Source organism: Pseudomonas sp. SW-3, from assembly GCF_016615645.1.
GTDB classification, from domain to species: Bacteria; Pseudomonadota; Gammaproteobacteria; order Pseudomonadales; family Pseudomonadaceae; genus Aquipseudomonas; species Aquipseudomonas mandelii.
In genome coordinates, this window is record NZ_CP067098.1 from 2,942,026 (window position 1) to 2,968,359 (window position 26,334).

A 26,334-nucleotide genomic window follows, 5' to 3' on the forward strand; every position below is an offset into this window, starting at 1 on the left:
CGTTACTTCGGATACAGCGGCGGCAGGCCACTGTCACCCACCGGATCCTGAACCCGTTCGGCAATCGGGATCGCTTTGATCGCCCGCCACAGTTCTTCGCCTTGCCAGTGCTGGCCGGTTTCGCTGTAGAGCGCGCCGTTCAAGCCGTCCAGTGCGTCGGACAGTGGCACGAAGCGGGCGGCCATGTCGGCGAGGGTTTCCGGTTGTTGCCGGGCCCAGGCGTCGAGGGCCTGGCGGGTGGCGTGGGGATCGTTGGCCTGGCAGGCGCGCTTGAGTTCGTCGAGGACGGTGCGTGGGCTCGGGCCGGTCTGCGCGGCGCGCAGCACGGCGGGTTGCCAGCGGCCACGCCACCAGAGACCGAAACCGAGCAGGGTGGTGCAGGCCAGGATCAAGGTGCTGAGTTTCCAGCGCCAAAGGGTTTCGCTGTCGGCTGCGGACATGACCGACGGCGTGCCAGCCGGAGTATCGACCACCAGGCTCGGATTACTCGCCACTTGCAGGCTTCGGGCCGGCAGGCTGCTGTGTTCCAGGTGATCTTCGAAGGTGTTCCACCAGACCACTTCCACCGCAGGCAACTCGATGGCGCCACTGCGGCCCGGCACCAGCGCTTCGCGCTCTTCACGACTGCCGATCAGGCCGCGCTCGGTGCTTTGGTTGCTCAGCACCGGTTGGTCCGGGTAACGGCGCAGGCCGTTGACGTCGGTGGCGGGCAGCGGCGGCAGTTGGGAACTGGCCAAGCCTTCGGCCTTCAAGGTCATGCTACGAGTCAGCGAATCACCCGCCTGCGCATGGTCCGGCTCCGGGTTCCAGCTTTCGCTCAGGCTCAGGCTACGGGCCGGCAACCAGGGCAGGTCGGCAGGGTAGGTAATGGGTTTGGCCTTGACCGTCAGCAGAATCGGAGTGGAGCTGACACGCATCAGTTTCCCGGACTTCGGCGCCTGGGTGGCGTCCTGGGTGGGTTGGGTGTCGACGAGCGTTGCACTGAAAATCTGCGCCGGAATGGTCAATTCGCCGCTGTGTTGCGGGTAGATCGCATAGCGCATTTCAATCACGCCATGACGCAGGCCGTTGATGGCTTTCTCGTAAGTGCGCGACTCGCCCAGTTGTTCGATGCGCGCGTCGGGAATCTGCAACGGAGTCAGGCTGCTGTCGTCGTACAGCGACACCGAATGATAGATGCGTAAAGTCAGAATGGCCTGGGCCTGCACATAAACACTGGACTGGTCGAGGCTCGCGTCGATAAACACCGGGGCCAGTTTGTTCGCGGTGTCCTGGGTTTCGCTTTCGACCACTTGCACGGTAATCGGCTGGCTTTGCACCTCGCCCAGTTGCAGCGGGGGAATCGTCACGCTGCCGTTTTCCTTGGGCAGCAAGGTGATGATCCAGCGCGTGGTAGCGCGGTTATCGCCGTTCAGGGTGGTCAGTTGGTTGACCTGGCGGGTGCCACGCACTTCGAACAGCGGTTCCAGCGGTGCCAGGTCAGGCTTGCCGAATTGGGTGACGTCGTTGGATTCCAGGGTCAGTTCGACCGTCTCGCCGGAGTTCAGGCGACTGCGATCGACACTGGCGACCAGCGCCGCCGCCTGAGCCTGGACGGTGCTGAGCAGCAGGGCGAGCATGAAAAGGGTGAAGCGGGTCATCGCGTTTTTTCCTGATCCTGATGTTGTTGCTGTTCGTACCAGAATTTGCGCCTGAGCAATTCGCCCGGGTCATCGGGGATCTTGCGCAGCCATTGCTCCAGCGCCTGACGCTGTTCGCCGTCGATATTGTCGCTGGCCGGCCGCATCGGTGGTGTGGTGCTTTGCTCGTCCCCCAGCTCGCTGCCCGGGACTTCATTGGCGCCCGGTTTCGGCGGTGTTGTGGCCTGTTGCCCGGCGTCCGGCGTGGTCTGCCCGGCGTCGGACTTCGGTGGGTTGTTGTCCGCGGGCTGTGTGGCGGCACCCGGTGGCGTTTCTTGCTCGGTGTCCTTGGTCTCGTCATCGGCGGATTTCTGCGGCTCAACCGGTGGCGGTGCGTTTTTCTGTTTGAGCAGACTTTCTACCAGTGCCTTGTTGGTCTGCGCGGGGCGCAGATCCGGCTGGCGTTCCAGCGCCTGATCGTAAGCGTCCAGCGCCGCTTCCAGCTCACCGCTTTTGGCCAGGGCGTTGCCACGATTGTAGTGGGCGTGGGCATCGTTGCCCTCGGCGAACCGCTGGGCGGCGCCGCTGTAGTCGCCGGCCTCATACAGCGCGACGCCTTGCCACTGCGGATCCTCAAAATGCTGCGAAGCCTTCGCCGGATGGCCTTGCCTGAGCAGATGCAGGCCCCGTTGATCGGGGCGCAACCACAAGTCTTCAAAGTCGAAGGCATAGCTCGGTTGCGGCAACAGGAACAGTAAAGGCAGACAGAACAACCAGCCACGGCGACCGGCGCACGCCGCCAGTAGCAACAGCGGCAGCAGCAGCCAGTAACCCTGATCGGCCCAGGTGTCCAGGCGCAAGGTCTGGCCGTCGTTGCGCAGGGTGCGTGGACCGTCAAGCAGGCCGAGCCCGCGCAGGTCGGTATCGCCCAGTCGCGCTGGGCGATAGCGTCCGCCAAGCTCGTTGGCAAAAGCTTTCAGGCTTGGACTGTCCAGGTACGGCACAAGGATCGCGCCCTGGTCGTCCTTGAGAAAACTGCCGTCCTCCTGTGCGACCGGTGCGCCTTCGGCGGTGCCGATGCCGAGCATCAGGAACTGCGTCGATTTTCGATCCAGTGCCTGGCGAATGCCTTCACGTTCCAGGTCCGTCAGGGTGGAACCGATCAACAGGATCCGGCCTTCACCCAATCCCCCCTGACTCAGCAGTGCCAGGGCCTTGGTCACAGCGAGGTCCGCGCGATGGCCGGCTTCGGGCATCAGCGACGGCTTGAGCGCATCGAGCAGATTACGGCTGGTCGACAGGTCATCCGACAGAGGCACCAGGGTGTGGGCGCTGCCGGCGTAAACGACGATTGCAGTCTGGGCGTCGCTGCGCACTTGCAGCAGGTCCAACAGTTTGCGCCGAGCCTGTTCGAGTCGGTTCGGCGCAACGTCGGTGGCGAGCATTTCCGGGGTCAGCTCAAGCACGACCACCAGCGGGTCGGCGGGTTTCTGACTGATTTGTTCGACGCGCTGCCAACTCGGTCCTAACAAGGCCAGGACGGTCAGTATCCACGCCAGGCCGAGGACGACCCACGGCAGTTTGCTGTCGCGACCGTTGCCACCGCTCAGCAAAGCAGCGTGGAAGGCCGGTGGCAGGATCATCTGCCAGCGCCCGGCGCGTTTTTGTCGATGCCAGAGTTGCCAGAGCAGCCAGCCCAACAGCGGCAACAACAGCAACCACCAGGGGCGGAACCAGTACGGCCACAGCGCACTCATCGGCGCCTCCGCAGCCGCAGGCGTTTGAGCCGCTGGCGCCAGTCAGGCAATTGCGTTTGCAAAAACAGGTCCTTGGTAAAGAGCCGTTGCAGCGGGTTGTCCGGCCAACGCTCGCGCACCACCAACAACATGCTCAACAACAATGCCAGCGCCAAAGGCCAGTGATACAGCGCCTGCGCCGGGCGGGCCTGGGTCGGCTGTTGGGTCACGGGCTCAAGTGTGTCGAGGGTGTCCTTGATCGTTTGCAGCTCTTTGCCATCGTGGGCGCGGAAGTACTGACCGCCGGTGACTTGGGCGATGGCCATCAACGCCGGTTCATCCAGATCCAGGCTCGGATTGACCCCCAGGAACCCCAAGGTGCCGCTTTGCTCCGGGTCAGCGCCGATGCCGATCGGGTAGATTTTCACGCCTTCCTTGGCCGCCAGGCGCGCCGCCGTGAGCGGGTCGATTTCACCGCCATTGTTGGCGCCATCCGTGACCAGGATCAACACACGGCTCTGGGCCGGACGCATGCGCAGGCGCTTAATCGCCAGGCCGATGGCATCGCCTATCGCCGTGTTCTTGCCGGCGATGCCGATTCGCGCTTCGTCGAGCCACACGCGCACGGTGTGCCGGTCGAACGTCAAGGGCGCTTGAAGGTAAGCCTGGCTGCCGAACAGGATCAGGCCGACACGGTCACCGTCGCGACTTTCAAGGAAGTCACCGAGCAAGTGCTGAACCAGCGACAGTCGACTGACGTCTTCGTCCTGCCACTGCATGTCGGGGAAATCCATGGAACCGGACACGTCCACGGCCACCAGCAGATCGCGACCACTGGCGGCAATCGGCAGGGGATCGCCCAGCCATTGCGGGCGCGCCGCCGCTATCAGTAACAACAGCCACAACAGAATGAACGGTGCTTGCTGGCGCCAGGCCGGCAGGTTGGCGCGCGCACGGCGGCGGGCCAGGCCTTCGAGGTCATTGAGGAAGCTGACCTTGAGCGCCGGTTCGCCGCTGTCGGCCACCGGCAGCAGGACGCGCATCAACCAGGGCAGCGGCAGCAGGGCAAAGATCCACGGCCAGGCGAACTCAAACATGTTTGCGAATCCAGGTATCGACGGCTTGAGTGAGGCCGGCGATGGCCTTGTCGTCGAGTTTGCATTCGGGTTTGTAGGCGCCTTCGACCAGCACCATCCAGCGGGTCAGACCGGCGGCCGGGCAGCGGTTGTCGAGGAACGCCAGCCACTTGCGCCCGTTGAGGGTGTGGCTCTGGCTGTAGGGATAGTGATTGCGGCACAGGCGTTTGAGCAAACCATTGAGTTGTTGCAACCAGGCGCCGGCCGGTGCGCCGTCGTAGGGCTTTGGCATCCGCGCCAGTTCGGCGAGTGCGGCGATGCGCACCGGGTCCAGCGGTTGTTCGGCACGGACGATCGGGCGCTTGTTCGGAATGAATCGGCGCGCCTTCCACAGGCCGACACCGATCAGCGGCAGCAACAACAGCAACAGCCACCAGCCGGGCGCGGGGGGCCAGAACTCGATGGGCGGCGGGGTAATCAGCGGTTGCAGTTGATCGAGGCTGCTCATCGACCTTTCCCCGGTTTCTGTGGGTTGAGGTACTCGCGCAGTTGCTCGACCATCTCGCTCTGGGTGCTCAGCGGCATCAGCAATACCCGCAGTTTTTGCGCGAGCAATTCCCAGCGGGCGATGCGCGCTTCGGCCTGGGCGCGGTAGGTCTGGCGCAGGTCGAAATTCAGGGTGTCGAGTTCCAGTTGCGCGCCACGTTCAACGAAACGAAGCAGCCCGGCGGCGGGCAGGGCGTGGTCCAGCGGATCGGACAGCGGCAACAGCAACAGGTCGCAATGGCGCGACAACAGGCTCAGTTGCTGTTCCGAACCTTCGGTCAAGGCGCGTTCATCGCAGATCACAATCACCAGGCTGCCGGGGCGCAGCACCTCCCGTGCACGACGCAGGGCCATGTTGAGGGAATCGCGGTTCTGTTCGCTTTCGGTGTGCAGCGACTGATTGACCCGCACCAGACGGTTAAGCAGTTGCAGCAGGCTTTGTTTGCTGCGCCGGGGTTTGATTTCGTAGTGCTCGTTGTCGCCGAACACCAGCCCGCCGACCCGGTCGTTATGGCCAAGGGCCGCCCAGCCGATCAGGCTCGCTGCCTGAGCGGCCAGCACTGATTTGAACATCAGCCCCGAACCGAAAAACAGCCGACGGCTTTGCTCGACCATGATGAAAATCGGTCGCTCGCGTTCTTCGTGAAACAGCTTGGTGTGGGGCTCCTGGGTGCGGGCGGTAACGCGCCAGTCGATGGTGCGCACGTCGTCGCCGGCCTGATAAACCCGAACCTGATCGAAGTCCACGCCACGGCCGCGCAGTTTGGAGTGGTGCAGGCCGATCAGGGGGCTGCGCTGGCTCGGCGTGGAAAACAGCTGCACTTCGCGCACGCGATGGCGCATCTCGATCAGCTCGGCGAGGCTGACGCGGATGCCCGGCTCGGGCGGAAGGAGGGCGTTCATGGGGGTCAAGCGACGGCTACGACGTCGAGAATCCGCTGGACCACCCGGTCCTGATCGATGCCAGCGGCTTCGGCTTCAAAGGACAGAATGATGCGGTGGCGCAGTACGTCGAACAGCACGGCCTGGATGTCTTCCGGGCTGACGAAGTCGCGACCGGCCAGCCAGGCATGGGCCCGGGCACAGCGATCGAGGGCAATCGAACCGCGAGGACTGGCGCCATAGGCGATCCACTCGGCCATCTCCGGGTCGAACTTGGCCGGGGTGCGCGTGGCCATGACCAGTTGCACCAGGTATTCCTCCACGGCGTCGGCCATGTACAGGCCAAGGATTTCCTTGCGTGCGGCAAAAATCGCCTGCTGGCTGACCCGGCGCTCAGGCTTGGTTTCGCCGTTCAGGGCTTCGCCACGGGCCTGTTGCAGGATGCGGCGTTCGACGGCGGCATCGGGGAAGCCGATTTTCACGTGCATCAGGAAGCGGTCGAGCTGGGCTTCCGGCAGGGGATAGGTGCCCTCCTGCTCGATCGGGTTTTGCGTGGCCATCACCAGAAACAGCGGTGACAGCTCGTAAGTGCTGCGCCCGACACTGACCTGGCGCTCGGCCATGGCTTCCAGCAATGCCGATTGAACCTTGGCCGGGGCGCGGTTGATTTCGTCCGCCAGCACCAGGTTATGGAAGATCGGGCCTTGCTGGAACACGAAGCTGCCGGTTTCCGGGCGATAGATTTCCGTGCCGGTGATGTCGGCCGGCAGCAGGTCGGGGGTGAACTGGATGCGATGGAACTGGGCTTCGATGCCTTCGGCGAGTTCTTTGATGGCCTTGGTCTTGGCCAGCCCCGGGGCGCCCTCGACCAGCATGTGGCCGTCGGCGAGCAAGGCGATGAGCAAGCGCTCGATGAGTTTTTCCTGGCCGAGAATCTGCGTTGAAAGAAAGGTTCGCAGCGCTAGCAGCGCTTCACGATGTTCCATCGATGACTGTTCCTGGAAAGGGTGACCGAAGACGTTCGAATAACGCCAGGGCTGGGGGCGTTACTTTAATCCATCGCGGGGGGCGGCGACTAACGGCATTTTGTGCAAAGTGTGGGAAATGGTTGGGGAAATTGTTGGAGATTTGTAGCAGGGGAGTGATTGGGTGGCTGTGCCGGCCCCACCGCGAGCAGGCTCACTCCTGCATTGACGGTGTACGACGATCAACTGTAGGAGTGAGCCTGCTCGCGATGGGGCCGGTCAAGGCACCCTCAAATCTCTCTTATATAGGTGCCAGTGCCCTTAAGGATGTTCTGCAAGGTTTCTTCCACTTCAGCCAGATCGCTCGCATCGGTGCTGTGAGTGATCTCCAGCGAATCATCCCCATTCAACGCATCCGCATCCGCCGCGGCGATTTCAATCAGCAAGCGAGTTGCGCTCAAGGTCACCTTCACGCCATCCAGCGTCGAAGGCTCGCCATCAAGGGTGATGTCCAGCGCGTCCTCGTCGGGGTAACGAGTCATCAGGAACATGTCGCCCTGATCGCTGTGGCAGCAGAGCATGGCCATGTTGTCTTCTTCGTCATCGCACGGGTTGACGATCAAGAGTGCGGTGGTCATTTGCATGGGAAAATCCTGGCTCGGCGAGCGTGGTGAACGTAACAAAAGGCAATTCTGCCAGCCCTCGGGAATTTCTGCTTGTCTGAGTGTCAGATCATGTGTCGTGAACACTTGGAGTGTTACTGGTCATTTCTGGTACGGATGTGCCGCAAAACCGGGGATAAAGCGCCCGTTTTCCTGCACGACTGCTAGTGTTGTTCGAGGCGCATGTCGTGAGCTGCGTACCGATGACCGAATATGTCGCAGCGCCGCAAGCACAGGCCTTGCCGCACTCGTTAAGCTGCGCATCGAATGGATATCCGTAAAGACAGTGTGCAATTCATCGCACAGGCGTTTTTACCGATACCCCTTCATGGAAGGTGAATGTGACCTGAGTGTCTCGTCCAGCTTCACCCACCTGTCACCCTGTTTCCTCTGCCCGAGAATCAGGAACAGGGTGACGGATCGCCCCGAAAGGGGTTTTGCACGCGACGCTTCCATCAATAACAAGCCCAAGCGGAGTACCACAGATGGCGTTCTTCACCGCAGCCAGCAAAGCCGACTTCCAGCACCAACTGCAAGCGGCACTGGCCCAGCACATCAGTGAACAGGCACTGCCACAAGTGGCGCTGTTCGCTGAACAATTCTTCGGCATCATTTCCCTGGACGAGCTGACCCAGCGTCGGTTGTCCGACCTCGCCGGCTGCACCCTTTCTGCGTGGCGCCTGCTTGAGCGCTTCGATCACGCGCAACCGCAAGTGCGCGTCTACAACCCGGATTACGAACGCCACGGCTGGCAGTCGACCCACACCGCGGTCGAAGTGCTGCACCACGACCTGCCATTTTTGGTGGACTCGGTGCGTACCGAGCTGAACCGTCGCGGCTACAGCATTCACACCCTGCAAACCACTGTGCTGAGCGTGCGTCGCGGCAGCAAGGGCGAGCTGCTGGAAATCCTGCCGAAAGGCACCCAGGGCGAAGGCATTCTGCAAGAATCGCTGATGTACCTGGAAATCGACCGCTGCGCCAACGCGGCCGAGCTCAATGTCCTGACCAAAGAGCTGGAGCAGGTTCTCGGTGAAGTCCGCGTCGCGGTCACCGATTTCGAACCGATGAAAGACAAGGTCCAGGAAATTCTCTCCGGCCTGGACAACAGCCAGTACGCCGTCGATCCAGAAGAAAAAGCCGAAATCAAAAGCTTCCTGGAATGGCTGGTGGGCAACCACTTCACATTCCTGGGCTATGAAGAGTTCGTGGTTCGCGATGAAGTCGACGGTGGTCACATCGTCTACGACCAGGATTCCTTCCTGGGCCTGACCAAACTGCTGCGCACCGGCCTGACCTACGATGACCTGCGCATCGAAGACTACGCCGTGAACTACCTGCGTGAACCGACCCTGCTGTCGTTCGCCAAGGCTGCGCACCCAAGCCGTGTACACCGTCCGGCTTACCCGGATTACGTGTCGATCCGCGAAATTGACGCCGACGGCAAAGTCATCAAGGAATGCCGTTTCATGGGCCTGTACACCTCTTCGGTGTATGGCGAGAGCGTGCGGGTCATTCCGTACATCCGCCGCAAGGTCGAAGAAATCGAACGCCGTTCCGGCTTCCAGCCCAAGGCTCACCTGGGCAAGGAACTGGCGCAGGTGGTCGAAGTGCTGCCGCGTGACGATCTGTTCCAGACGCCGGTGGACGAGCTGTTCAGCACCGTGATGTCGATCGTGCAGATCCAGGAGCGCAACAAGATTCGCGTGTTCCTGCGCAAAGACCCGTATGGCCGTTTCTGCTACTGCCTGGCCTACGTGCCGCGCGACATCTACTCCACCGAAGTGCGCCAGAAGATCCAGCAAGTGCTGATGGATCGCCTGAAAGCCTCGGACTGCGAGTTCTGGACCTTCTTCTCCGAGTCCGTGCTGGGCACGCGTGCAACTGATTCTGCGCGTCGATCCGAAGAACCGTCTCGACATCGACCCGGTCCTGCTGGAAAAAGAAGTGGTCCAGGCCTGCCGCAGCTGGCAGGACGACTACGCCAGTCTGGTAGTCGAAAGCTTCGGCGAAGCCCACGGCACCAACGTGCTGGCTGACTTCCCGAAAGGCTTTCCAGCCGGTTACCGTGAGCGTTTCGCTGCCCATTCGGCCGTGGTCGACATGCAGCACCTGCTGAGCCTGACCGAAAAAAATCCGCTGGTGATGAGCTTCTATCAACCACTGGGCCAGGTGTCTGGTCAGCGCGAATTGCACTGCAAGCTGTATCACGCCGATACACCGCTGGCGCTGTCCGACGTGTTGCCGATCCTGGAAAACCTCGGTCTGCGCGTGTTGGGTGAATTCCCGTATCGCCTGCGCCACAACAGTGGCCGCGAGTTCTGGATTCACGACTTCGCGTTCACCGCCGCTGAAGGCCTGGAACTCGACATCCAGCAACTCAACGACACCTTGCAGGACGCCTTCGTCCACATCGTGCGTGGCGATGCCGAGAACGATGCGTTCAACCGCCTGGTGCTGACCGCCGGCCTGCCTTGGCGCGATGTGGCGCTGTTGCGTGCCTACGCCCGTTACATGAAGCAGATTCGACTGGGCTTCGACCTGGGTTACATCGCCAGCACCCTGAACAACCACACCGACATCGCTCGCGAGTTGACCCGGTTGTTCAAGACCCGTTTCTACCTGGCGCGCAAGCTGACCAGCGACGATCTGGAAGACAAGCAGCAACGCCTGGAACACGCGATCATTGCCGCGCTGGACGAAGTCCAGGTGCTCAACGAAGACCGTATCCTGCGTCGCTACCTGGACCTGATCAAGGCCACGCTGCGGACCAACTTCTACCAGACCGATGCGAACGGCAAGAACAAGTCCTACTTCAGCTTCAAGTTCAACCCGCACCAGATTCCAGAGCTGCCCAAGCCCGTACCGAAGTTCGAAATCTTCGTTTACTCGCCACGCGTCGAAGGCGTGCACCTGCGCTTCGGCAACGTCGCTCGCGGTGGTTTGCGCTGGTCTGACCGTGAAGAAGACTTCCGTACCGAAGTGCTGGGCCTGGTAAAAGCCCAGCAAGTGAAGAACTCGGTCATCGTGCCAGTGGGCGCCAAGGGCGGCTTCCTGCCGCGTCGTCTGCCACTGGGCGGCAGCCGAGACGAGATCGCGGCCGAGGGCATCGCCTGCTACCGCATCTTCATTTCGGGCCTGTTGGACATCACCGACAACCTGAAGGACGGTGCGCTGGTTCCGCCGGCCAACGTCGTGCGTCATGACGACGATGACCCGTACCTGGTGGTCGCTGCGGACAAGGGCACTGCCACCTTCTCCGACATCGCCAACGGTATCGCCATCGACTACGGCTTCTGGCTCGGCGATGCATTCGCATCGGGCGGTTCTGCCGGTTACGACCACAAGAAGATGGGCATCACCGCCAAAGGCGCGTGGGTGGGCGTTCAACGTCACTTCCGCGAGCGCGGCATCAATGTCCAGGAAGACAGCATCACCGTGGTGGGCGTCGGCGACATGGCCGGTGACGTGTTCGGTAACGGCTTGTTGATGTCCGACAAGCTGCAACTGGTCGCAGCCTTCAACCACTTGCACATCTTCATTGACCCGAACCCGGAGCCGGCCAACAGCTTCGCCGAGCGTCAGCGCCTGTTCGACCTGCCGCGCTCGGCCTGGTCGGATTACGACACCAGCATCATGTCCGAAGGCGGCGGGATCTTCTCCCGCAGCGCGAAAAGCATCGCGATTTCCCCGCAGATGAAAGAGCGCTTCGACATCCAGGCGGACAAACTGACCCCGACCGAACTGCTGAATGCCTTGCTCAAGGCACCGGTAGACCTGTTGTGGAACGGCGGTATCGGCACCTACGTCAAAGCCAGCACCGAAAGCCACGCCGATGTCGGCGACAAGGCCAACGATGCACTGCGCGTGAACGGCAACGAACTGCGCTGCAAAGTGGTGGGCGAGGGCGGTAACCTCGGTATGACCCAACTGGGTCGTGTCGAATTCGGCCTCAATGGCGGCGGTTCCAACACCGACTTCATCGACAACGCCGGTGGCGTGGACTGCTCCGACCACGAAGTGAACATCAAGATCCTGCTGAACGAAGTGGTTCAGGCCGGTGACATGACCGACAAGCAACGTAACCAGTTGCTGGCGAGCATGACCGACGAAGTCGGCAACCTGGTGCTGGGCAACAACTACAAGCAGACCCAGGCCCTGTCCCTGGCGGCGCGTCGTGCCTTGCCGCGGATCGCTGAATACAAGCGCCTGATGAACGATCTGGAAGGTCGCGGCAAGCTGGATCGCGCCATCGAGTTCCTGCCGGCCGAAGAAGCCATCAACGAGCGCGTCGCTGCAGGCCATGGCCTGACCCGTGCCGAGCTGTCGGTGCTGATCTCCTACAGCAAGATCGACCTCAAGGAAGCGCTGCTCAATTCCCAGGTACCGGACGACGACTACCTGACGCGCGACATGGAAACCGCTTTCCCACCAAGCCTGGTGAGCAAGTTCTCCCAAGCCATGCGCCGTCACCGTCTGAAGCGCGAAATCGTCAGCACCCAGATCGCCAACGATCTGGTCAACCACATGGGCATTACCTTCGTTCAACGACTTAAAGAGTCAACCGGCATGAGCCCGGCGAACGTGGCCGGTGCTTATGTGATCGTGCGTGATATCTTCCATCTCCCGCATTGGTTCCGTCAGATCGAATCCCTGGATTATCAGGTTTCCGCCGACGTGCAACTGGAGCTGATGGACGAGCTGATGCGCCTGGGCCGTCGCGCCACGCGCTGGTTCCTGCGTGCCCGTCGCAACGAGCAGAACGCTGCCCGTGACGTTGCGCACTTCGGTCCGCACCTCAAGGAGCTGGGGCTGAAGCTTGACGAACTGCTCAGTGGCGAGATCCGCGACACCTGGCAGGCCCGCTATCAGGCGTACGTCGAAGCCGGTGTGCCGGAGTTGCTCGCACGCATGGTGGCTGGCACTTCGCACTTGTACACCCTGCTGCCGATCATCGAGGCCTCCGACGTGACCGGCCAGAACCCTGCAGACGTGGCCAAGGCCTACTTCGCCGTGGGCAGCGCGCTGGACATCACCTGGTACCTGCAACAGATCAGCGCTCTGCCGGTTGAAAACAACTGGCAGGCCCTGGCCCGTGAAGCGTTCCGTGATGACGTCGACTGGCAGCAACGTGCGATCACCATCTCCGTCCTGCAACAGGGCGACGGCACTCAGGACGTGGAAACCCGCCTGGCGCTGTGGATGGAAGAGCACGAAGGCATGATCGAACGCTGGCGCGCCATGCTGGTGGAAATCCGTGCCGCCAGCGGTACCGATTACGCCATGTACGCGGTGGCCAACCGTGAGTTGCTGGACCTGGCGTTGAGCGGGCAAGCGGTAGTGCCTGCGCCTGTCACAGCAGCTGCGGAGCTGGAACCGGCTGCCTGATCGGCTGTTGAATGAAAAAAACCCGCATTGAGAGATGCGGGTTTTTTTTTGGGGTAGACGTGCTCATTTCATTGTGATTAAAGGCAAGATTATGCTGAGCGCTAGTACGACGCTTGAAGTTGTTTTGACTCAATGGCTGATAGTGTCTCTGTGGGTTGCATCACTAAATTGTTGAGCGATTGATCAAACTTTTGCAGTGCCCGAATTTGCACATTCTGTTGCTCGTTAATATCCGCCACAATCTCTTCACTGCGCTTGTAATCGGCCCATAACGGACTCAACGCTTTGGCATCATGCCCTTGAGCAGTGCCGATGTAATTGAAGTTTGAGTCGTAGAACTGCGCACTCACATGCGCTTCGATATCCGAACTGCGCGATGTGATCAATTGGCTGCGGGTGTCGACAATGGCGACCACGTCGGGCTTCGCCGCCCTGAGGCTTTGCATGTCCGGATACACCGTCACCGAGCCGAACTGGCGTTGTAACGATGCCTTGACCCAGTCCACGGCATGGTCCGGTCTGGAGGTGGCCACGTAGGCGTCGTGGATCGATTGCACCAGCAGGCTCTGGCCGAAGCCGGTGCCGGCGTTGGCCTGGTAGTGTTGCAGGTAGTCGCGGTTGGCCTGGGTGTTGCGGCTGTAGACGATACCCAACGAAACCTGGTGGCCGTTGGGGACGTGCGTGGCATTGCTGCGGCCAACCGGTCCAGTAAAAAGGCCTTCCAGTGAAGACCCGGCTTTGGGCGCAGTGGGAACAGAGCAGCCCGCCAGGATGAGGGTCATTGTTAATGTACTGACAAGCGCGAGTTTCATGGTGTTACTCCAGTGAAACAACATGAGTCGGAAGTTGTAATGTCGGAATATCCGGCGAGTTGTCCAGACTAAACCTGTCGCTGCACAATGAAATAGCCAGTCGCTGCACTTCTTGGCTGGGCGATAGTTTAATTGGGTTTAAGCGAGGCCCAGTAATTACGCCGGGAAATAAAAAGGCCCGAAATGTTAATTCGCGCCTTTTTATTTATGGCTATCCCTTCAGCTATCAGTTTTCCAAGGGGATCAACACTTTCTCGTCGGGGGACAACACCATGAATACCAACAGCTTGGCAGGCTTGGTTGCACTGGCGTTTTTCGAAACCAAGTGTTCCGAACCGGCGGGTTCGTACCAATACTGTCCGGCCTTGTAAGTGATTGCTTTCTCACCCTTCACTTGAGAAATAACCGCACCTGACAGCACGTAGGCCATGGCAGTGCCTTCATGCTTGTGGGCAATCGACGATTGGCCGGGTTTGTAGTCGACCTCGATCATCATGGCTTTTTTGCCGGGCACGTTTTTCAGCGCTTCATCCTGCAATACCGTGATCTTTTCTGAAGGGCCTTCGTGAGCAATGGCAGTCGCAGAAACGGTCAGGGCAAGGGCAGCCAGGGGAGCAGCAAGGATACGCAAAGCTTTCATGGTCATTCACCTGCGGTTGGTTTAGTTGTCAGAAACAACAGTAGTGCGCAGGTGGGGCCAATCAAACAGCCAATATTCGCGAAGGTGAGGGGACCAATCTGTAGCGGCCCTGTGGCGAGGGGACAAGCCCTCCGCCACAGGGCCGCTACAGGGCGTTCAGCGGATCGGGAAGCTGTTGAAGTCGACGGAGTTCGCCAATCGGTTGTCGATCAGGCCAATAAAGCCTTGTACTTCAGGGCAGTTGAAATGCGATTGCATGGCCGCTTCCGATTGCCAGCGGGCGCTGACGGTCCAGCGGTTGCTGTCCTCTGGGCAGCGGTCGACCATATAGGAATCACAGCCCGGTTGCTGACGCAGGGTGTCGACAATCTTTTGCAGTTGCTTACCCAGTTCTTCCGAGCGGCCGGCGGCGGCCTGCACCTGTACGGTATTGATCACTTCGTTGGACATTGCTCACACTCCTGAATCAGGCCGGACGAATCCTGCTCACTGAGGGATAACGCTTATGCAGGATAGGCCTGCACCTGTGGACCGCCAATAGCCAATCGCTGGATAAAGACGCAGACCAATCGATCAGGCCACCTGCTGCAAAATGTCGCGCAAACGGTCCAGGGCGATGTCGATGTCCAGGGTTTCGATGGCGCCAAAGCCCAGGAACAGCCCGGCCCGTGGCGCTTGCTGGTAGAAAAAGCTGTCGATAGCGTAGAGGCCGACTTCGACCTTTTTCGCCAGTTCGATCACCAACGGAATATCGATAGGCACTTTGCACATCACCACCATGTGAAACCCGGCCGTGGTGGGCACGGGTTCAAGCCAGGGCGAAAGGTCGCCCGCCATGCGCGACAGGATCCGCTCGCGACGTCCGGCATAGATCGTATGGCAGCGCCGGATATGCTTGAGCAGGCAACCTTCGGCGATGAACTTGGCCAGCGCCCACTGGGGCAGGGTGGAGGTGTGCAGGTCGGTCAGTTGCTTGGCGCGGATGACGGCTTCAAGAATCGCCGGCGGCAACACCGCATAACCGAGGCGCAGCTCCGGCAGCATGGTTTTCGAAAAGGTCCCGACGTAGGCGACGATGCCGCGCTCATCCATGCTTTGCAGTGAATCGGTCGGGCGGCCTTCGTAGCGAAACTCGCTGTCGTAATCGTCCTCGATGATGATTGCGCCCAACTCATAAGCCCGTTCCAGCAGCGCAACCCGGCGCGCCTGACTCATCGGCATGCCCAGCGGAAACTGGTGGGACGGCGTGACGTAAATCAGCCGGGTGCCCAAGGGGATCTTGTCCACTTCAATCCCTTCGGCATCCACCGGCACCCCGATCACCGTGGCCCCATGGGTGCCAAACAACAGGCGAGCCGGCGGATAGCCGGGGTCTTCCATGGCGACAATGCTGCCCGGACGGGTCAGCACCCGGGAGATCAGGTCCAGCGCCTGTTGCGCGCCGTTGCACACCACCACGTCTTCGTCCTGGCAATTGACCCCACGGGAAAACGCGATGTGCCGGGCGATCGCGTTGCGCAGTGCCGGCAGGCCTTCGGGCAGGCTGTAGAAGCCCTTGGAACCGGCAATCTGGCGCAACGCGTGAGAGGTGCAGCGCCGCCAATCGTCCTGCGGAAACTGGCCTTTGCTGGTCGCCCCACCGATGAAGTCGTAGCGTAACGAGCCCTCCAGGGTCGGGTGGCGCAGAAACACCGGCAGGTTGCGCCAGGACTCGATCACCTCGAAGCTCGCCAGCTGTGAATGGCTTTGCTTGGGGGCGGCTTTGGCCGTCCGGGCGTTGACGAACGTGCCTTTGCCGATCACCCCGGTGAGGAAGTTCTCATAGGTCAGTTGCGCGTAGGTGTCGGAAATGGTCTTGCGCGAAATGCCCAGCTGTTCGGCCAGCAAACGACTGGGTGGCAGTTGCGTCCCGGCTGCCAGGCGGCCGGATTCAATGGCGCTGCGCAGTTGGTTGTACAACTGGCCTGCCAGGTCCTTGCGGCCGTTGATGACAACATGAAGTTCCATACCGGCGAGGCTCCTGGAGCGATTGAGGCGCGTGTGCGTCGCGCCAGATTACCCGCATGAGCCGCCGTGCAGAAGTTGCGTGGGCGAAAAACCCGGGATTGGTCTGCCGCCGAATGGTCCACGGCTTTTTCGCCGAATTGGATCTGTAACGCCGCTGCGTCAGCGCCTACCTTGGGGGTCTTCATTTGATCCAAGAGGGTCACCCCATGAGTTCCCGCCTGGATTACTACAGTGCGTCGCCCAAAGCGATGAAAGCGATGATTGCCATGGAGGCCTTGACCAGCAACCTCAGTATCGAGCCAGCCTTGCTGCATTTGATCAAGATCCGCGCCTCGCAACTCAATGGCTGCGCCTTCTGCACCGACATGCATTCAGTGGACGCGCGGCGCCTTGGCGAGACGGATCGGCGCTTGTATTCGATTGTGGTGTGGCGCGACAGCGGCTTCTTCAACCCTCGTGAACGCGCGGCGCTGGCCTGGACCGAAGCGGTGACCTTGCTTTCCGAAAGCCATGTGCCGGATGACGTCTACGCCGTGGCGCGTGAGCAGTTCAACGAAAGCGAAATGGTCGACTTGACCATCGCGGTCACCACCATCAACAGCTGGAATCGCCTGGCGGTGAGTTTTCGGCAAAGCCCCAGCAGCTGAATCGATTTTCCGCCGTAGGTGTCACGTCAGGTTCATAAACGCTGCGCAGGATGAGGGCTTCAAGGATAGATCGACAGGAGTCATTGATGTCATTCATGGAATCCACCCGCGCCGCCGGTATCGATCCGGTACTGGCGCAGTCTTTCCGGGTCAGCGCCCGTTGCGGCTGTTTCATGCAAGCGGCCCGCAGCCTCAACATCAAATCAACTCAGTTGCGCAAACACCTCGCGCAGCTCGAAACGCAATTGCAGTGTTCGCTGTTCAATCACCAGGACAATGGCCTGGCCTTGAGCCGTGAAGGGTTGCAGCTTCAGGCGCAATTGATCGCCCTGGCCCATGAACACGACGTGCCGGTGATCGAACAGCCGCTGATTCGGTTGGCTGTGGCCGAGTCGATCTTGCACGACATCCTGGGCCGCGATCTGGTCTCGTTGCTGCGACGCAACGCCAGCGTGCGCCTGGACATCATCACGCTGGACAGCGAACTGTCGCTGCGAGCGGTCAGTGCAGATGTGGTGCTGTGGCTGGCAGGCACCGAGTCACCGCTGCCGGGCCCGAGTTTCCCTGTCAGCGAGCCTCAGCCTTTGGCGCGACTGGATTATCTGCCGCATATCGCCAAACGTTATTCACGGGTAGCGGCCCGCCCCGACAGCCTCGATGACCTCGCTGACTTCATGTTGGTGCAATGGCAGCCTGATCGTCAGGTCGAGAGTTTTCGGCCGTGGAATGGCGTGGTCGATCAGCGTCTGGCCGGCGTGGTGCAGTTGCATTCTTATGAGCTGATGCTGGAAATGATTCGTTGCAGCGCCTGCATTGGTTTGCTGCCCAATTACATGAGCCAGTTTGACAGGGGGCTGGTCGGGTTATCGGGGTTGTTCGACCAGCCGATGCAGCGCCAGGTGTGGATGGCGGTCAATGCCGAGTCTGCGGGGCAGGCCGAGGTGCAGATGATCGTCGAACTGATTCACAACACCTTCAACGAGCGGCGGGAGTGGTTCGAAGCCTAACCCCGATCCAAACTGTGGGAGCGAGCCTGCTCGCGATAGCGTCGTAACATTCAATATCCAAGGTGACTGACCCGCCGCTATCGCGAGCAGGCTCGCTCCCACATGGGATTCTCGCCATTCCAGGAGATGGTGTTGTAGAGTAAGCGGCCATGTCTGCATCAAGGATGAGTCAACCATGCCCGCCACCGATTCTGTCATCACCCTCGAACGCTTCAGCGAATCCCACATCGACGGCGTCACCGCGCTCTACAACGAGCCGGCGATTACCCGTCAGGTCCTGCAAATGCCGTTTCAATCCACCGAGATCTGGCGCCAACGCCTGGCTTCGGATAACGAGCGGCTGGTGAAGCTGGTGGCGCTGCATCAGGGCGCGGTCATCGGCAACATTGGTCTGGAGCAGTTCTCGCGGATCCGCCGCAGCCATGCCGGCAATCTCGGCATGGCGGTCGCGGTGCAATGGCAAGGCAAAGGCGTGGGCTCAAAACTGCTGGCAGCGGCGCTGGACGTCGCCGACAACTGGATGAACCTGCAACGGGTCGAGCTTTCGGTGTACGCCGACAACGAAGCGGCCATCGGGCTTTACCGCAAGTTCGGTTTCGAGACCGAAGGCCTGTTCCGTGACTACGCCGTGCGGGACGGCCGACTGGTCGATACCCTGAGCATGGCGCGCCTGCGCCGCTCACTCAAGTCCGACTGACTCAGTCACCCAGCGCGAACGCCACCGCCGCCTGCGCATGCAGTGCGGTGGTGTCGAGCAAGGGCAGGGCGCTGTGCTCGGGTTTGATCAGCAGGCCGATTTCCGTGCAGCCGAGAATGATCGCCTGGGCGCCACGCCGAGTCAGGGACTCGATGACCTGCTGATACACCTTGCGTGACGCCTCGCTGATCACCCCGACGCACAACTCGTCATAGATGATCCGGTGCACGGCGTTGCGTTCCTCGGCGTCCGGCACCAGCACCGTCAACCCCATCGCGCTCAGGCGATCCTTGAGAAAGTCCTGTTCCATGGTGAACGCCGTCCCGAGCAACCCGACTTTCAGCGTTCCGGCCTCCACGGCGGCCTGACCGGTCGGGTCGGCGATGTGCAGGAACGGAATACTGATCGCGGCCTGAATCTGCCCGGCCACCTTGTGCATGGTGTTGGTACACAGCACCACGCATTCGGCACCACCGGCCTGCAGTCGCTGCGCCGCATCCACCAGAATCGCCGCCGCGTCGTCCCAGCGCCCGGCATGCTGGGCCTGTTCGACAGGGCCGAAGTCGACGCTGTACATTAGCAATTTCGCCGAACGCAACGGCCCGAGCCGGTCGCGAACCTGTTGGTTGATGAGGCGGTAATACTCGGCGCTGGACTCCCAGCTCATGCCGCCGATAAGGCCGATGGTGCGCATGGCGTGCTCCTGTTGTTGGCAACCCTTTGCAAGAGAGTGTCCAGTGGATCCCGGTTTCGATCTATCAGGAAATTTCACATGCCTGATGTCATAAGTCAGCGTTTGTTCGACGGCAAAGTCTGCCTGCAACTCTTGCCCCGTGCGGCGTACAGCGCGCGTGACGCGGCGCAGTCGCAAACGCTTGGGGTCACGCTGGAGCGTCAGCAGGGCATACACGCCATCGATTCCGACCGTCGGGTGGATTTCGATACCTTGCCCGGCGTCTTGGCGTATACGCCGATCGGCGTCGAGGTGTTCTCCGAGTCCGTCACCGGTGGTGAATACCTGCTGATGCGCCTGGACGAACCGTTTGCCGATGAACAGTTACCCTGTGTCACCCGCCGTGTGCAGTCTTCAGGCAATCGACGTGCGCTGACCCTGGCACGAGCGGTGCGGCGTCTGTTGCTCGCGCCGCAGCCCGATCTACTGGCGTTTGAGCAGTGTGCGCTGGGGCTCGTTGGCTTGACCCGGCAGAAAATCGACACCACACAGCGGATCACGTCCATGTCCTTCGTCCGGGTGCTGGAGCAGATCGCCGAGCAGTTCCACCAGCCTCTGACGCTTGCGCAACTGGCCGACACTTACGGGCAGAATCCGCTGCGTTTCCTGCGCGATTTCACCCAGGCCATGGGCCTGACGCCCCATGCTTATCTGGTGGAAGTTCGCCTTCAAGCGGCACGCCGCATGATCGAACGCACAGACCTGAGCCTGGCCAATATCGCCCTGGATTCGGGGTTCGCCCATCAGTCGCACATGGGCAGCGCGTTTCGCAAATACCTGGCCATGACCCCCAGCCAATACCGTTCACGCTTTTAGTCGTACGCCGGCAGCGCGCATCTGCCATGCTCAACGTCCGCAGCACCGCTTCAACCAAAGGAACACCGCAATGGACGACGTACAGCAACTGGGCGAGATGCTTCGCCACTATGCAGAAAGCGAAGCGCACAAGAAGCAAGTGTTTGAGTCGCAATCGGCCGTGTGGGCGACGCGCATTGGTGAACTGTTCGACCAGATCCAGCAATGGCTGGAGCCGATCCAGGTGCCGAACCTGCTGGAAGTGAGTCGCGAGGTGTATGTCGCTTCAGGGCCGAGCGTTCCGGTCGAGTCGTCGACGTTCAAGACCGAGAAACTGAGCATTGTCATTGCCGGCAAACCGGTGGAGTTCGTGCCGGACGTGATGGGCGTCGGTGGTCAGATTTCGTTGGCGGTGATGGGTTTGACGGCCGCGCGGTATGGCAGCATTTCGCTGGTGTGCCTGCCGCCTTCCACGAGCTGGCAATGGCGCAAGACCAATGGTTTGAAAGACCCGGATACGTTTGCCTTCGACGCGAACTTCCTGGCGCAGCAGTTGCAGAGCCTGATCCCCCGCGAACGCGGCTGATTCTCGACCTTGCACATAATCCTGTGGGAGCGGGCCTGCTCGCGATGACGGTGTATCAGTCAGCATTAATATCGACTGACACTGCGCCATCGCGAGCAGGCTCGCTCCCACATTTGGATGTGTGGTGTGTCAGATTTCCAGGTTGACCCAACCGGGTTTAGCTTCTTCGGGGGCTACCGCCTTCACAGTCTTCCCCGTCGCCAACTCCACCCGCCGCGCCACCTCAGGGTCATCGGCAAACGGAATCAGGCTCGCGTCCTCCAGGCTCTCGGCCGTCTGGTGTTTCAGGCAGTACTCGATTGCCAGCCAAAACCCCACGACCCCAAACAGATTCAGCACTATCTCGGTCATCTCAAACCTCACGCAATCTGCGCTTCACGTTCGGCCATCGCCATGTCCGAAACCCGCACGGTGCGCCACGTGTTGTAGGCCATCAGCAACATGCCGCTGAGGAAGAAAACCCCGCCGGCAAAGCGCACCACGAACCCCGGATGGCTGGCCTGCAAGGCCTCGACGAACGAGTAGGTCAGGGTGCCGTCGTCGTTGATCGCACGCCACATCAACCCTTGGGTGATGCCGTTGACCCACATCGAGGCGATATACAACACCGTGCCGATGGTCGCGAGCCAGAAGTGCAAGTTGATCAGCGGCGTACTGAACATCTGCTCACGACCAAAGACTTTCGGCACCATGTGGTAAATGGCCCCGAAGGTGATCATCGCCACCCACCCGAGGGCGCCAGCGTGGACGTGGCCGATGGTCCAGTCGGTGTAATGGGAGAGGGCGTTGACCGTTTTGATGGCCATCATCGGACCTTCGAACGTCGACATCCCGTAGAACGCCAGCGACAGCACCAAAAAGCGCAGGATTGGGTCGGTGCGCAATTTATGCCAGGCGCCCGACAGGGTCATCATGCCGTTAATCATCCCGCCCCAGCTCGGTGCCAGCAGGATCAGCGACATCGCCATGCCCAGCGACTGCGCCCAGTCCGGCAGTGCGGTGTAGTGCAAATGGTGCGGGCCGGCCCAGATGTACAGGGTGATCAGCGCCCAGAAATGCACGATCGACAACCGATACGAATACACCGGCCGCCCGACCTGTTTCGGCACGAAGTAATACATCATCCCCAGGAACCCGGTGGTCAGGAAAAAGCCCACCGCGTTATGCCCGTACCACCACTGCACCATGGCGTCGGTGGCCCCCGAATACACCGGATAGGACTTGAACCAGTCCACCGGAATCGACAGGTGATTGACCACGTGCAGCATCGCGATCACGACGATGAAGGCACCGAAGAACCAGTTGCCGACGTAGATGTGCCTGGTCTTGCGCTGCACCACGGTGGTGAAGAAGACGATGGCGTAGGCGACCCAGACCACGGTCATCCACACCGCGCCGGAGAACTCGATCTCGGCGTATTCCTTGGTGGTGGTGTAGCCCAGCGGCAGGGTGATCAGCATCACCACAATCACCGACTGCCAGCCCCAAAAGGTGAACGCGGCCAGTTTGTCGGAGTACAGCCGTACCTGACACGTGCGCTGCACCGCGTAGTAACTGGCGGCGAATTGCGCGCTGCCGGCAAAGCCGAAAATGACCAAGCTGGTGTGCAGCGGGCGCAAGCGGCCGAAGGTGGTCCACGGCAGGTCGAGGTTCATCTCGGGCCATACCAGTTGCGAGGCGATCCATACCCCCATTGCCATCCCCACGACGCCCCAGACGATGGTTGCCACGACGAATTGGCGGACGACCTTGTAGTTATAGGCCTGTCCGATTGTTGCTGTGCTCATGGTCAATGCTTCCACGGTTGCAAAGTCTTGCCAGGCCACCCGGACTGGCATGTCGTCCACTGTAGAAACCCTGCCCGAAACAAAACAGACTCAGAAAAACCGAGTTTATGCGGATCAGATACGAGGCCTGCCTGCGGTGATCTGACGCACTCTGATACGGTTTTTTAGCACTCAGGTGAATCTGTAACGCGCTGCGCCGTAGGTTCATAGTCACTGCCACAAGCACCGCCACCCTGTAGCAGAGCGTGCGATCCACCCTGATGAGGTAGCTACATGTATCAGTACGACGACTATGACCGGGCCTTGGTCTTCGAGCGGGTTGCGCAGTTTCGCGATCAGGTCGAGCGTTTCATGACGGGCGAGTTGAGCGAGGAAGAGTTCCTGCCGTTGCGACTGCAGAACGGCCTGTATATGCAAAAGCACGCCTACATGCTGCGCGTGGCGATTCCTTACGGCACCCTGAGCGCCAGGCAGATGCGCACGCTGGCGAGCATCGCCCGGGACTATGATCGCGGTTACGGCCACTTCACCACTCGGCAGAACATGCAGTTCAACTGGATCGAACTGGCGCAGGTGCCGGATATCCTCGAACGACTTGCCCAGGTCGAGATGCACGCGATCCAGACCTCCGGCAACTGCGTGCGCAACATCACCACCGAAGCGTTTGCCGGTGTGGCGGCGGACGAACTGATGGACCCGCGACCGCTGGCCGAGATCCTGCGCCAGTGGTCGACCATCAACCCGGAATTTCTGTACCTGCCGCGCAAGTTCAAGATTGCCATCTGCTCGGCGGAGCAGGACCGCGCCGCGATCATGATGCATGACATTGGCCTTTATCTTTATCGCGATGACAGTGGGCAGATGCTGCTGCGGGTCATTGTCGGTGGCGGGTTGGGGCGCACGCCGATTCTTGGATTGCAGATTCGCGAGGGCTTGCCCTGGCAACATTTGCTTTCCTATGTCGAGGCGGTGCTGCGGGTCTACAACCGTCACGGCCGACGCGACAACAAGTACAAGGCGCGGATCAAGATTCTGGTCAAGGCCCTGGGCATCGAAGCTTTCGCCAGGGAAGTGGAGGAAGAATGGCAGTACCTCAAGGACGGTCCGGCGCAGTTGACCAACGTCGAATATGAGCGGGTCGCCAGTGCCTTCGTGGCTCCCGATTACCGTTCACTGTCCGACACGGACCTGAATTTCGGCACGCGCCTGGCCGAGAACCCGGCCTTCGCACGTTGGGTTACGCGCAACGTTCAACCGCACAAGGTCGCGGGTTACACCAGCGTGGTGCTGTCGACCAAACCGGGCTTCGACTCACCACCGGGGGACGTTACGACCGAGCAAATGTTGGCCGTGGCCGAGTGGTCCGAACAGTTCGGGTTCGGCGAAATTCGCATCGCCCATGAACAGAACATCGTGCTGCCGGACGTACCCAAAGCTGATCTCTACGCCCTGTGGTGCCTGGCCTGCGAGCAGGGCCTGGGCTGCGCCAATATCGGTTTGCTGACCGACATCATCGCGTGCCCCGGCGGCGATTTCTGCGCGCTGGCTAACGCCAAATCGATCCCGATTGCCCAAGCGATCCAGGCACGTTTCGAGGACCTGGATTACCTCCACGACCTGGGCGACATCAGCCTGAACATTTCCGGCTGCATGAACGCCTGCGGTCACCACCACATCGGCAACATCGGCATTCTGGGCGTCGATAAGAACGGCAGCGAGTGGTACCAGATCACCCTCGGCGGCAGCCAGGGCAAGAACAGCGCCCTGGGCAAAGTCATCGGCCCGTCCTTTAGCGCTGCCGAAGTGCCCGAGGTTATCGAGCGGATCATCGCCACGTTCGTCGATTACCGCGAGAGCGAAGAACTGTTTGTCGACACCTTGCAGCGCATTGGTCTTGAGCCGTTCAAGGAGCAGGTTTATCCAAAGTTGCTGGAGGTCTCGGCATGAACAATCTGTTGCGACTGGTGGAGGGTGTGGCGCGGATTGTGGCTGACGATCCTTGGGTGCTGGTCAGGGACGCAGAGGGTGAATTGCCGGACGGGTCAGTGATTTTACCGTTGAGTCGCTGGCTTCAAGCGCCCGCACAGCATGCGGTCTGGCTGGGGCCTGACGACGAGGTGGAAAGTCTGAAGCCGTGGTTTGACGCATTGCCGCTGATTGCCCTGGATTTCCCGAGTTTCCGCGACGGTCGCGGTTACAGCCAGGCGTACCTGCTGCGTACTCGGTTGGGCTGGACGGGGGAATTGCGCGCGGTCGGTGATGTGCTGCGCGATCAGCTCAGCCACATGCGCCAATGCGGATTCGATAGTTTCGCGGTGCGCGAAGACAAATCCGCCGAGGACGCGCTGAAGGGATTGGCCGGGATGAGTGTGCTCTATGGGCGTTCAGTGATTGAACCGCGGCCGTTATTCAGAAGACGCTGAAACCGACACCGATGTTTGCAGCAACGGTCGAGCCGCACGAGGTTGCGTTCGGCGGCGGAGCCGTCGTAAACCCGGAGCACGCGGTACTCATGACACAACGTGCAAACTGATTTCTCGACTGCTGCGCAGGCGAACGCAGACTCGCAAACTCGACAGCTGCTACGGGCGCGCCCTCGGCATTTTTGCTTGGGCCGCTGATGGCATTTTGGTAGAGTCCACGCCTCATCAGGGAGTCGGTAAAGAAAGGAGTCTGGTTTGAGTGTGGGCAAAAAGATTTTGGGGCTGATTGCGCTGTTGCTGATGTTGGCGCTGTGGGCCAGTTATTTTTACGTGTTCAAGGAAAACCGTGACGGCCAGTTGGGCGGAGCCTTCGACAGCACGGCCTGGTGCGGCACGCCACCGGCCAGCGATGCCGTGCTACTGGGCAAGGATCAACTGACGCTGCGCATCACCAACACGGTGCGCGGCGAGTTCATGCTCAGTGGTGCCGTGGTGGTGTCCGAGCGCACCTTCAACCGCTACGACCTGGGCCGCAACGAACTGCGCCTGCGTCTGGAACCTTTGCAGTGGTCGTTCGGCGTCACGCCGATGTTCCTTGAGCAGGTCAAGGTCCAGCCGCTGAGCCGCAACCTCGCGTCGGCCAACAAAAGCGCCTACGCCGAACTTGAGCCAAGGCCCATCGGAGTGCAGGGCCGGGCCACGGATTTTCCCTTCGATACCTACCGTTATGGCTACAAACCGGTGCTGTATTACCTCAAGGGCAACGAGCGCATCGACTTGAGGTTCAAAAACATCACCACGCTGATGGAGATGTCGAACACGTTCACGCCGGTCCAGAAGTACAACCGCGTCGACTACATCAACGAACGCAACGCTATGATCCGCGACGAAGACTACAAGGCCTACGGCGCCCACGAGTGTGCATTCAGCGTTGAGCGCAAAGGCTCGTTCAAGGTGATCGTGCTGCTCTTGTTGCTGGTGCTGTGCCTGCCGCTGCTGCACGTGTTCTATCGCGATGAACCGGGGATCGATTTTCTCGCCACGCTGGTGAGTATCGGCGCGATCCGGGTGTTGCTGGTGGGGCCGATGAAGGACTTCCAGCTGTACACCATCGACTTTTTGTTCGCGGGGGTGATTATCCTGGTGGGCACGGTGTCGCTGATCAAGGCGATGCGGGCGAACAGCCGGCGGGAGTTGGCGTTGAAGAGTGGTTCTTCGTGGTAAATCCGATCTGAAACCGGGTTGACGCCATCGCGGGCAAGCCTCGCTCCCACCAGGATTGCATAAACCCTGTAGGAGCGAGGCTTGCCCGCGAAGAGGCCTTCG

The 26,334-nt window shown here is 60.7% G+C and carries 22 protein-coding genes and 1 pseudogene; 9 read left to right on the plus strand and 14 right to left on the minus strand.

From position 1 onward, the window contains the following. Positions 1-2: 2 nt before the first annotated feature. The 7 genes from JIO00_RS13265 to JIO00_RS13295 form a co-directional block, all read right to left on the minus strand. Positions 3-1,640 carry a BatD family protein gene (locus tag JIO00_RS13265; RefSeq protein ID WP_200668447.1) on the minus strand — a complete coding sequence of 546 codons (1,638 nt, stop codon included), beginning with the start codon at positions 1,638-1,640 and terminating at the stop codon, positions 3-5. Beyond that, entirely contained in the window at positions 1,637-3,376 is a 1,740-nt protein-coding gene (locus tag JIO00_RS13270) for a tetratricopeptide repeat protein (RefSeq protein ID WP_010459861.1), read from the minus strand. The genes JIO00_RS13265 and JIO00_RS13270 overlap by 4 nt, the downstream gene beginning before the upstream one ends. Beyond that, positions 3,373-4,452, minus strand: coding sequence for a vWA domain-containing protein (locus JIO00_RS13275; protein ID WP_010459863.1), 1,080 nt, complete (start codon positions 4,450-4,452; stop codon positions 3,373-3,375). Before JIO00_RS13275 ends, JIO00_RS13270 begins: the two co-directional genes overlap by 4 nt. Then, a complete protein-coding gene (locus JIO00_RS13280) occupies positions 4,445-4,939 on the minus strand; it encodes a DUF4381 domain-containing protein (RefSeq protein WP_200668448.1) in 495 nt (164 codons plus the stop codon). Before JIO00_RS13280 ends, JIO00_RS13275 begins: the two co-directional genes overlap by 8 nt. Continuing rightward, positions 4,936-5,880, minus strand: a complete 945-nt coding sequence (locus JIO00_RS13285) for a DUF58 domain-containing protein (protein ID WP_010459867.1) — start codon at positions 5,878-5,880, stop codon at positions 4,936-4,938. Before JIO00_RS13285 ends, JIO00_RS13280 begins: the two co-directional genes overlap by 4 nt. Before the next feature lie 5 nt (positions 5,881-5,885). Further along, a complete protein-coding gene (locus JIO00_RS13290) occupies positions 5,886-6,845 on the minus strand; it encodes an AAA family ATPase (RefSeq protein ID WP_003218556.1) in 960 nt (319 codons plus the stop codon). 269 nt (positions 6,846-7,114) lie between these two features. Further along, positions 7,115-7,468 (minus strand): hypothetical protein, encoded by a 354-nt coding sequence (locus JIO00_RS13295; protein WP_102594848.1) that lies wholly within the window; start codon positions 7,466-7,468, stop codon positions 7,115-7,117. A gap of 503 nt (positions 7,469-7,971) precedes the next feature. On the opposite strand from JIO00_RS13295, the pseudogene JIO00_RS13300 reads away from it, so the two are divergent. Then, positions 7,972-12,874, plus strand: a pseudogene (locus JIO00_RS13300) (NAD-glutamate dehydrogenase). A 101-nt stretch (positions 12,875-12,975) separates the two neighbouring features. Here the strand turns inward: JIO00_RS13300 and JIO00_RS13305 are convergent. From JIO00_RS13305 to pdxR, 4 genes are all read right to left on the minus strand, one after another. Further along, positions 12,976-13,686: a hypothetical protein gene (locus JIO00_RS13305; protein WP_010459884.1), complete on the minus strand. Its 711-nt coding sequence runs from the start codon at positions 13,684-13,686 to the stop codon at positions 12,976-12,978. A gap of 226 nt (positions 13,687-13,912) precedes the next feature. Continuing rightward, positions 13,913-14,326, minus strand: coding sequence for a cupin domain-containing protein (locus JIO00_RS13310; protein ID WP_010459886.1), 414 nt, complete (start codon positions 14,324-14,326; stop codon positions 13,913-13,915). A gap of 156 nt (positions 14,327-14,482) precedes the next feature. Next, the gene (locus JIO00_RS13315) at positions 14,483-14,776 is read right to left on the minus strand and encodes an antibiotic biosynthesis monooxygenase family protein (protein ID WP_010459887.1); all 294 of its coding nucleotides are present in this window, start codon (positions 14,774-14,776) and stop codon (positions 14,483-14,485) included. A 123-nt stretch (positions 14,777-14,899) separates the two neighbouring features. Then, the gene (gene pdxR / locus JIO00_RS13320) at positions 14,900-16,333 is read right to left on the minus strand and encodes a MocR-like pyridoxine biosynthesis transcription factor PdxR (protein ID WP_010459888.1); all 1,434 of its coding nucleotides are present in this window, start codon (positions 16,331-16,333) and stop codon (positions 14,900-14,902) included. Positions 16,334-16,539: 206 nt separating this feature from the next. Here pdxR and JIO00_RS13325 point away from each other — a divergent pair, with 206 nt between their 5' ends. From JIO00_RS13325 to JIO00_RS13335, 3 genes are all read left to right on the plus strand, one after another. Then, on the plus strand, positions 16,540-16,980 hold the full coding sequence (locus JIO00_RS13325; RefSeq protein WP_010459889.1) for a carboxymuconolactone decarboxylase family protein: 441 nt from the start codon (positions 16,540-16,542) through the stop codon (positions 16,978-16,980). A gap of 86 nt (positions 16,981-17,066) precedes the next feature. After that, complete coding sequence (locus JIO00_RS13330) at positions 17,067-17,987, plus strand: LysR family transcriptional regulator (RefSeq protein WP_174604237.1); 921 nt, start codon at positions 17,067-17,069, stop codon at positions 17,985-17,987. Positions 17,988-18,162: 175 nt separating this feature from the next. Then, a complete protein-coding gene (locus JIO00_RS13335) occupies positions 18,163-18,684 on the plus strand; it encodes a GNAT family N-acetyltransferase (protein ID WP_083376864.1) in 522 nt (173 codons plus the stop codon). A gap of 1 nt (position 18,685) precedes the next feature. Here the strand turns inward: JIO00_RS13335 and JIO00_RS13340 are convergent, their stop codons facing one another. Then, positions 18,686-19,378, minus strand: coding sequence for an aspartate/glutamate racemase family protein (locus JIO00_RS13340; RefSeq protein ID WP_200668449.1), 693 nt, complete (start codon positions 19,376-19,378; stop codon positions 18,686-18,688). Between the two features lie 78 nt (positions 19,379-19,456). Here JIO00_RS13340 and JIO00_RS13345 point away from each other — a divergent pair, with 78 nt between their 5' ends. Continuing rightward, the gene (locus JIO00_RS13345) at positions 19,457-20,233 is read left to right on the plus strand and encodes a helix-turn-helix domain-containing protein (protein ID WP_200668450.1); all 777 of its coding nucleotides are present in this window, start codon (positions 19,457-19,459) and stop codon (positions 20,231-20,233) included. A gap of 70 nt (positions 20,234-20,303) precedes the next feature. Continuing rightward, entirely contained in the window at positions 20,304-20,798 is a 495-nt protein-coding gene (locus JIO00_RS13350) for a hypothetical protein (RefSeq protein WP_010459894.1), read from the plus strand. Between the two features lie 129 nt (positions 20,799-20,927). Here the strand turns inward: JIO00_RS13350 and JIO00_RS13355 are convergent, their stop codons facing one another. Further along, positions 20,928-21,149, minus strand: coding sequence for a hypothetical protein (locus JIO00_RS13355; RefSeq protein ID WP_042932102.1), 222 nt, complete (start codon positions 21,147-21,149; stop codon positions 20,928-20,930). Between the two features lie 8 nt (positions 21,150-21,157). Further along, a complete protein-coding gene (ccoN, locus tag JIO00_RS13360) occupies positions 21,158-22,585 on the minus strand; it encodes a cytochrome-c oxidase, cbb3-type subunit I (RefSeq protein ID WP_010459896.1) in 1,428 nt (475 codons plus the stop codon). Between the two features lie 273 nt (positions 22,586-22,858). Here ccoN and JIO00_RS13365 point away from each other — a divergent pair, with 273 nt between their 5' ends. The 3 genes from JIO00_RS13365 (at position 22,859) to JIO00_RS13375 (ending at position 26,232) form a co-directional block, all read left to right on the plus strand. Beyond that, entirely contained in the window at positions 22,859-24,532 is a 1,674-nt protein-coding gene (locus JIO00_RS13365) for a nitrite/sulfite reductase (protein ID WP_077749666.1), read from the plus strand. Further along, the gene (locus JIO00_RS13370) at positions 24,529-25,008 is read left to right on the plus strand and encodes a DUF934 domain-containing protein (RefSeq protein WP_083376860.1); all 480 of its coding nucleotides are present in this window, start codon (positions 24,529-24,531) and stop codon (positions 25,006-25,008) included. The genes JIO00_RS13365 and JIO00_RS13370 overlap by 4 nt, the downstream gene beginning before the upstream one ends. Positions 25,009-25,263: 255 nt before the next feature. Then, the gene (locus JIO00_RS13375) at positions 25,264-26,232 is read left to right on the plus strand and encodes a hypothetical protein (protein WP_083376859.1); all 969 of its coding nucleotides are present in this window, start codon (positions 25,264-25,266) and stop codon (positions 26,230-26,232) included. Positions 26,233-26,334 lie beyond the last annotated feature (102 nt).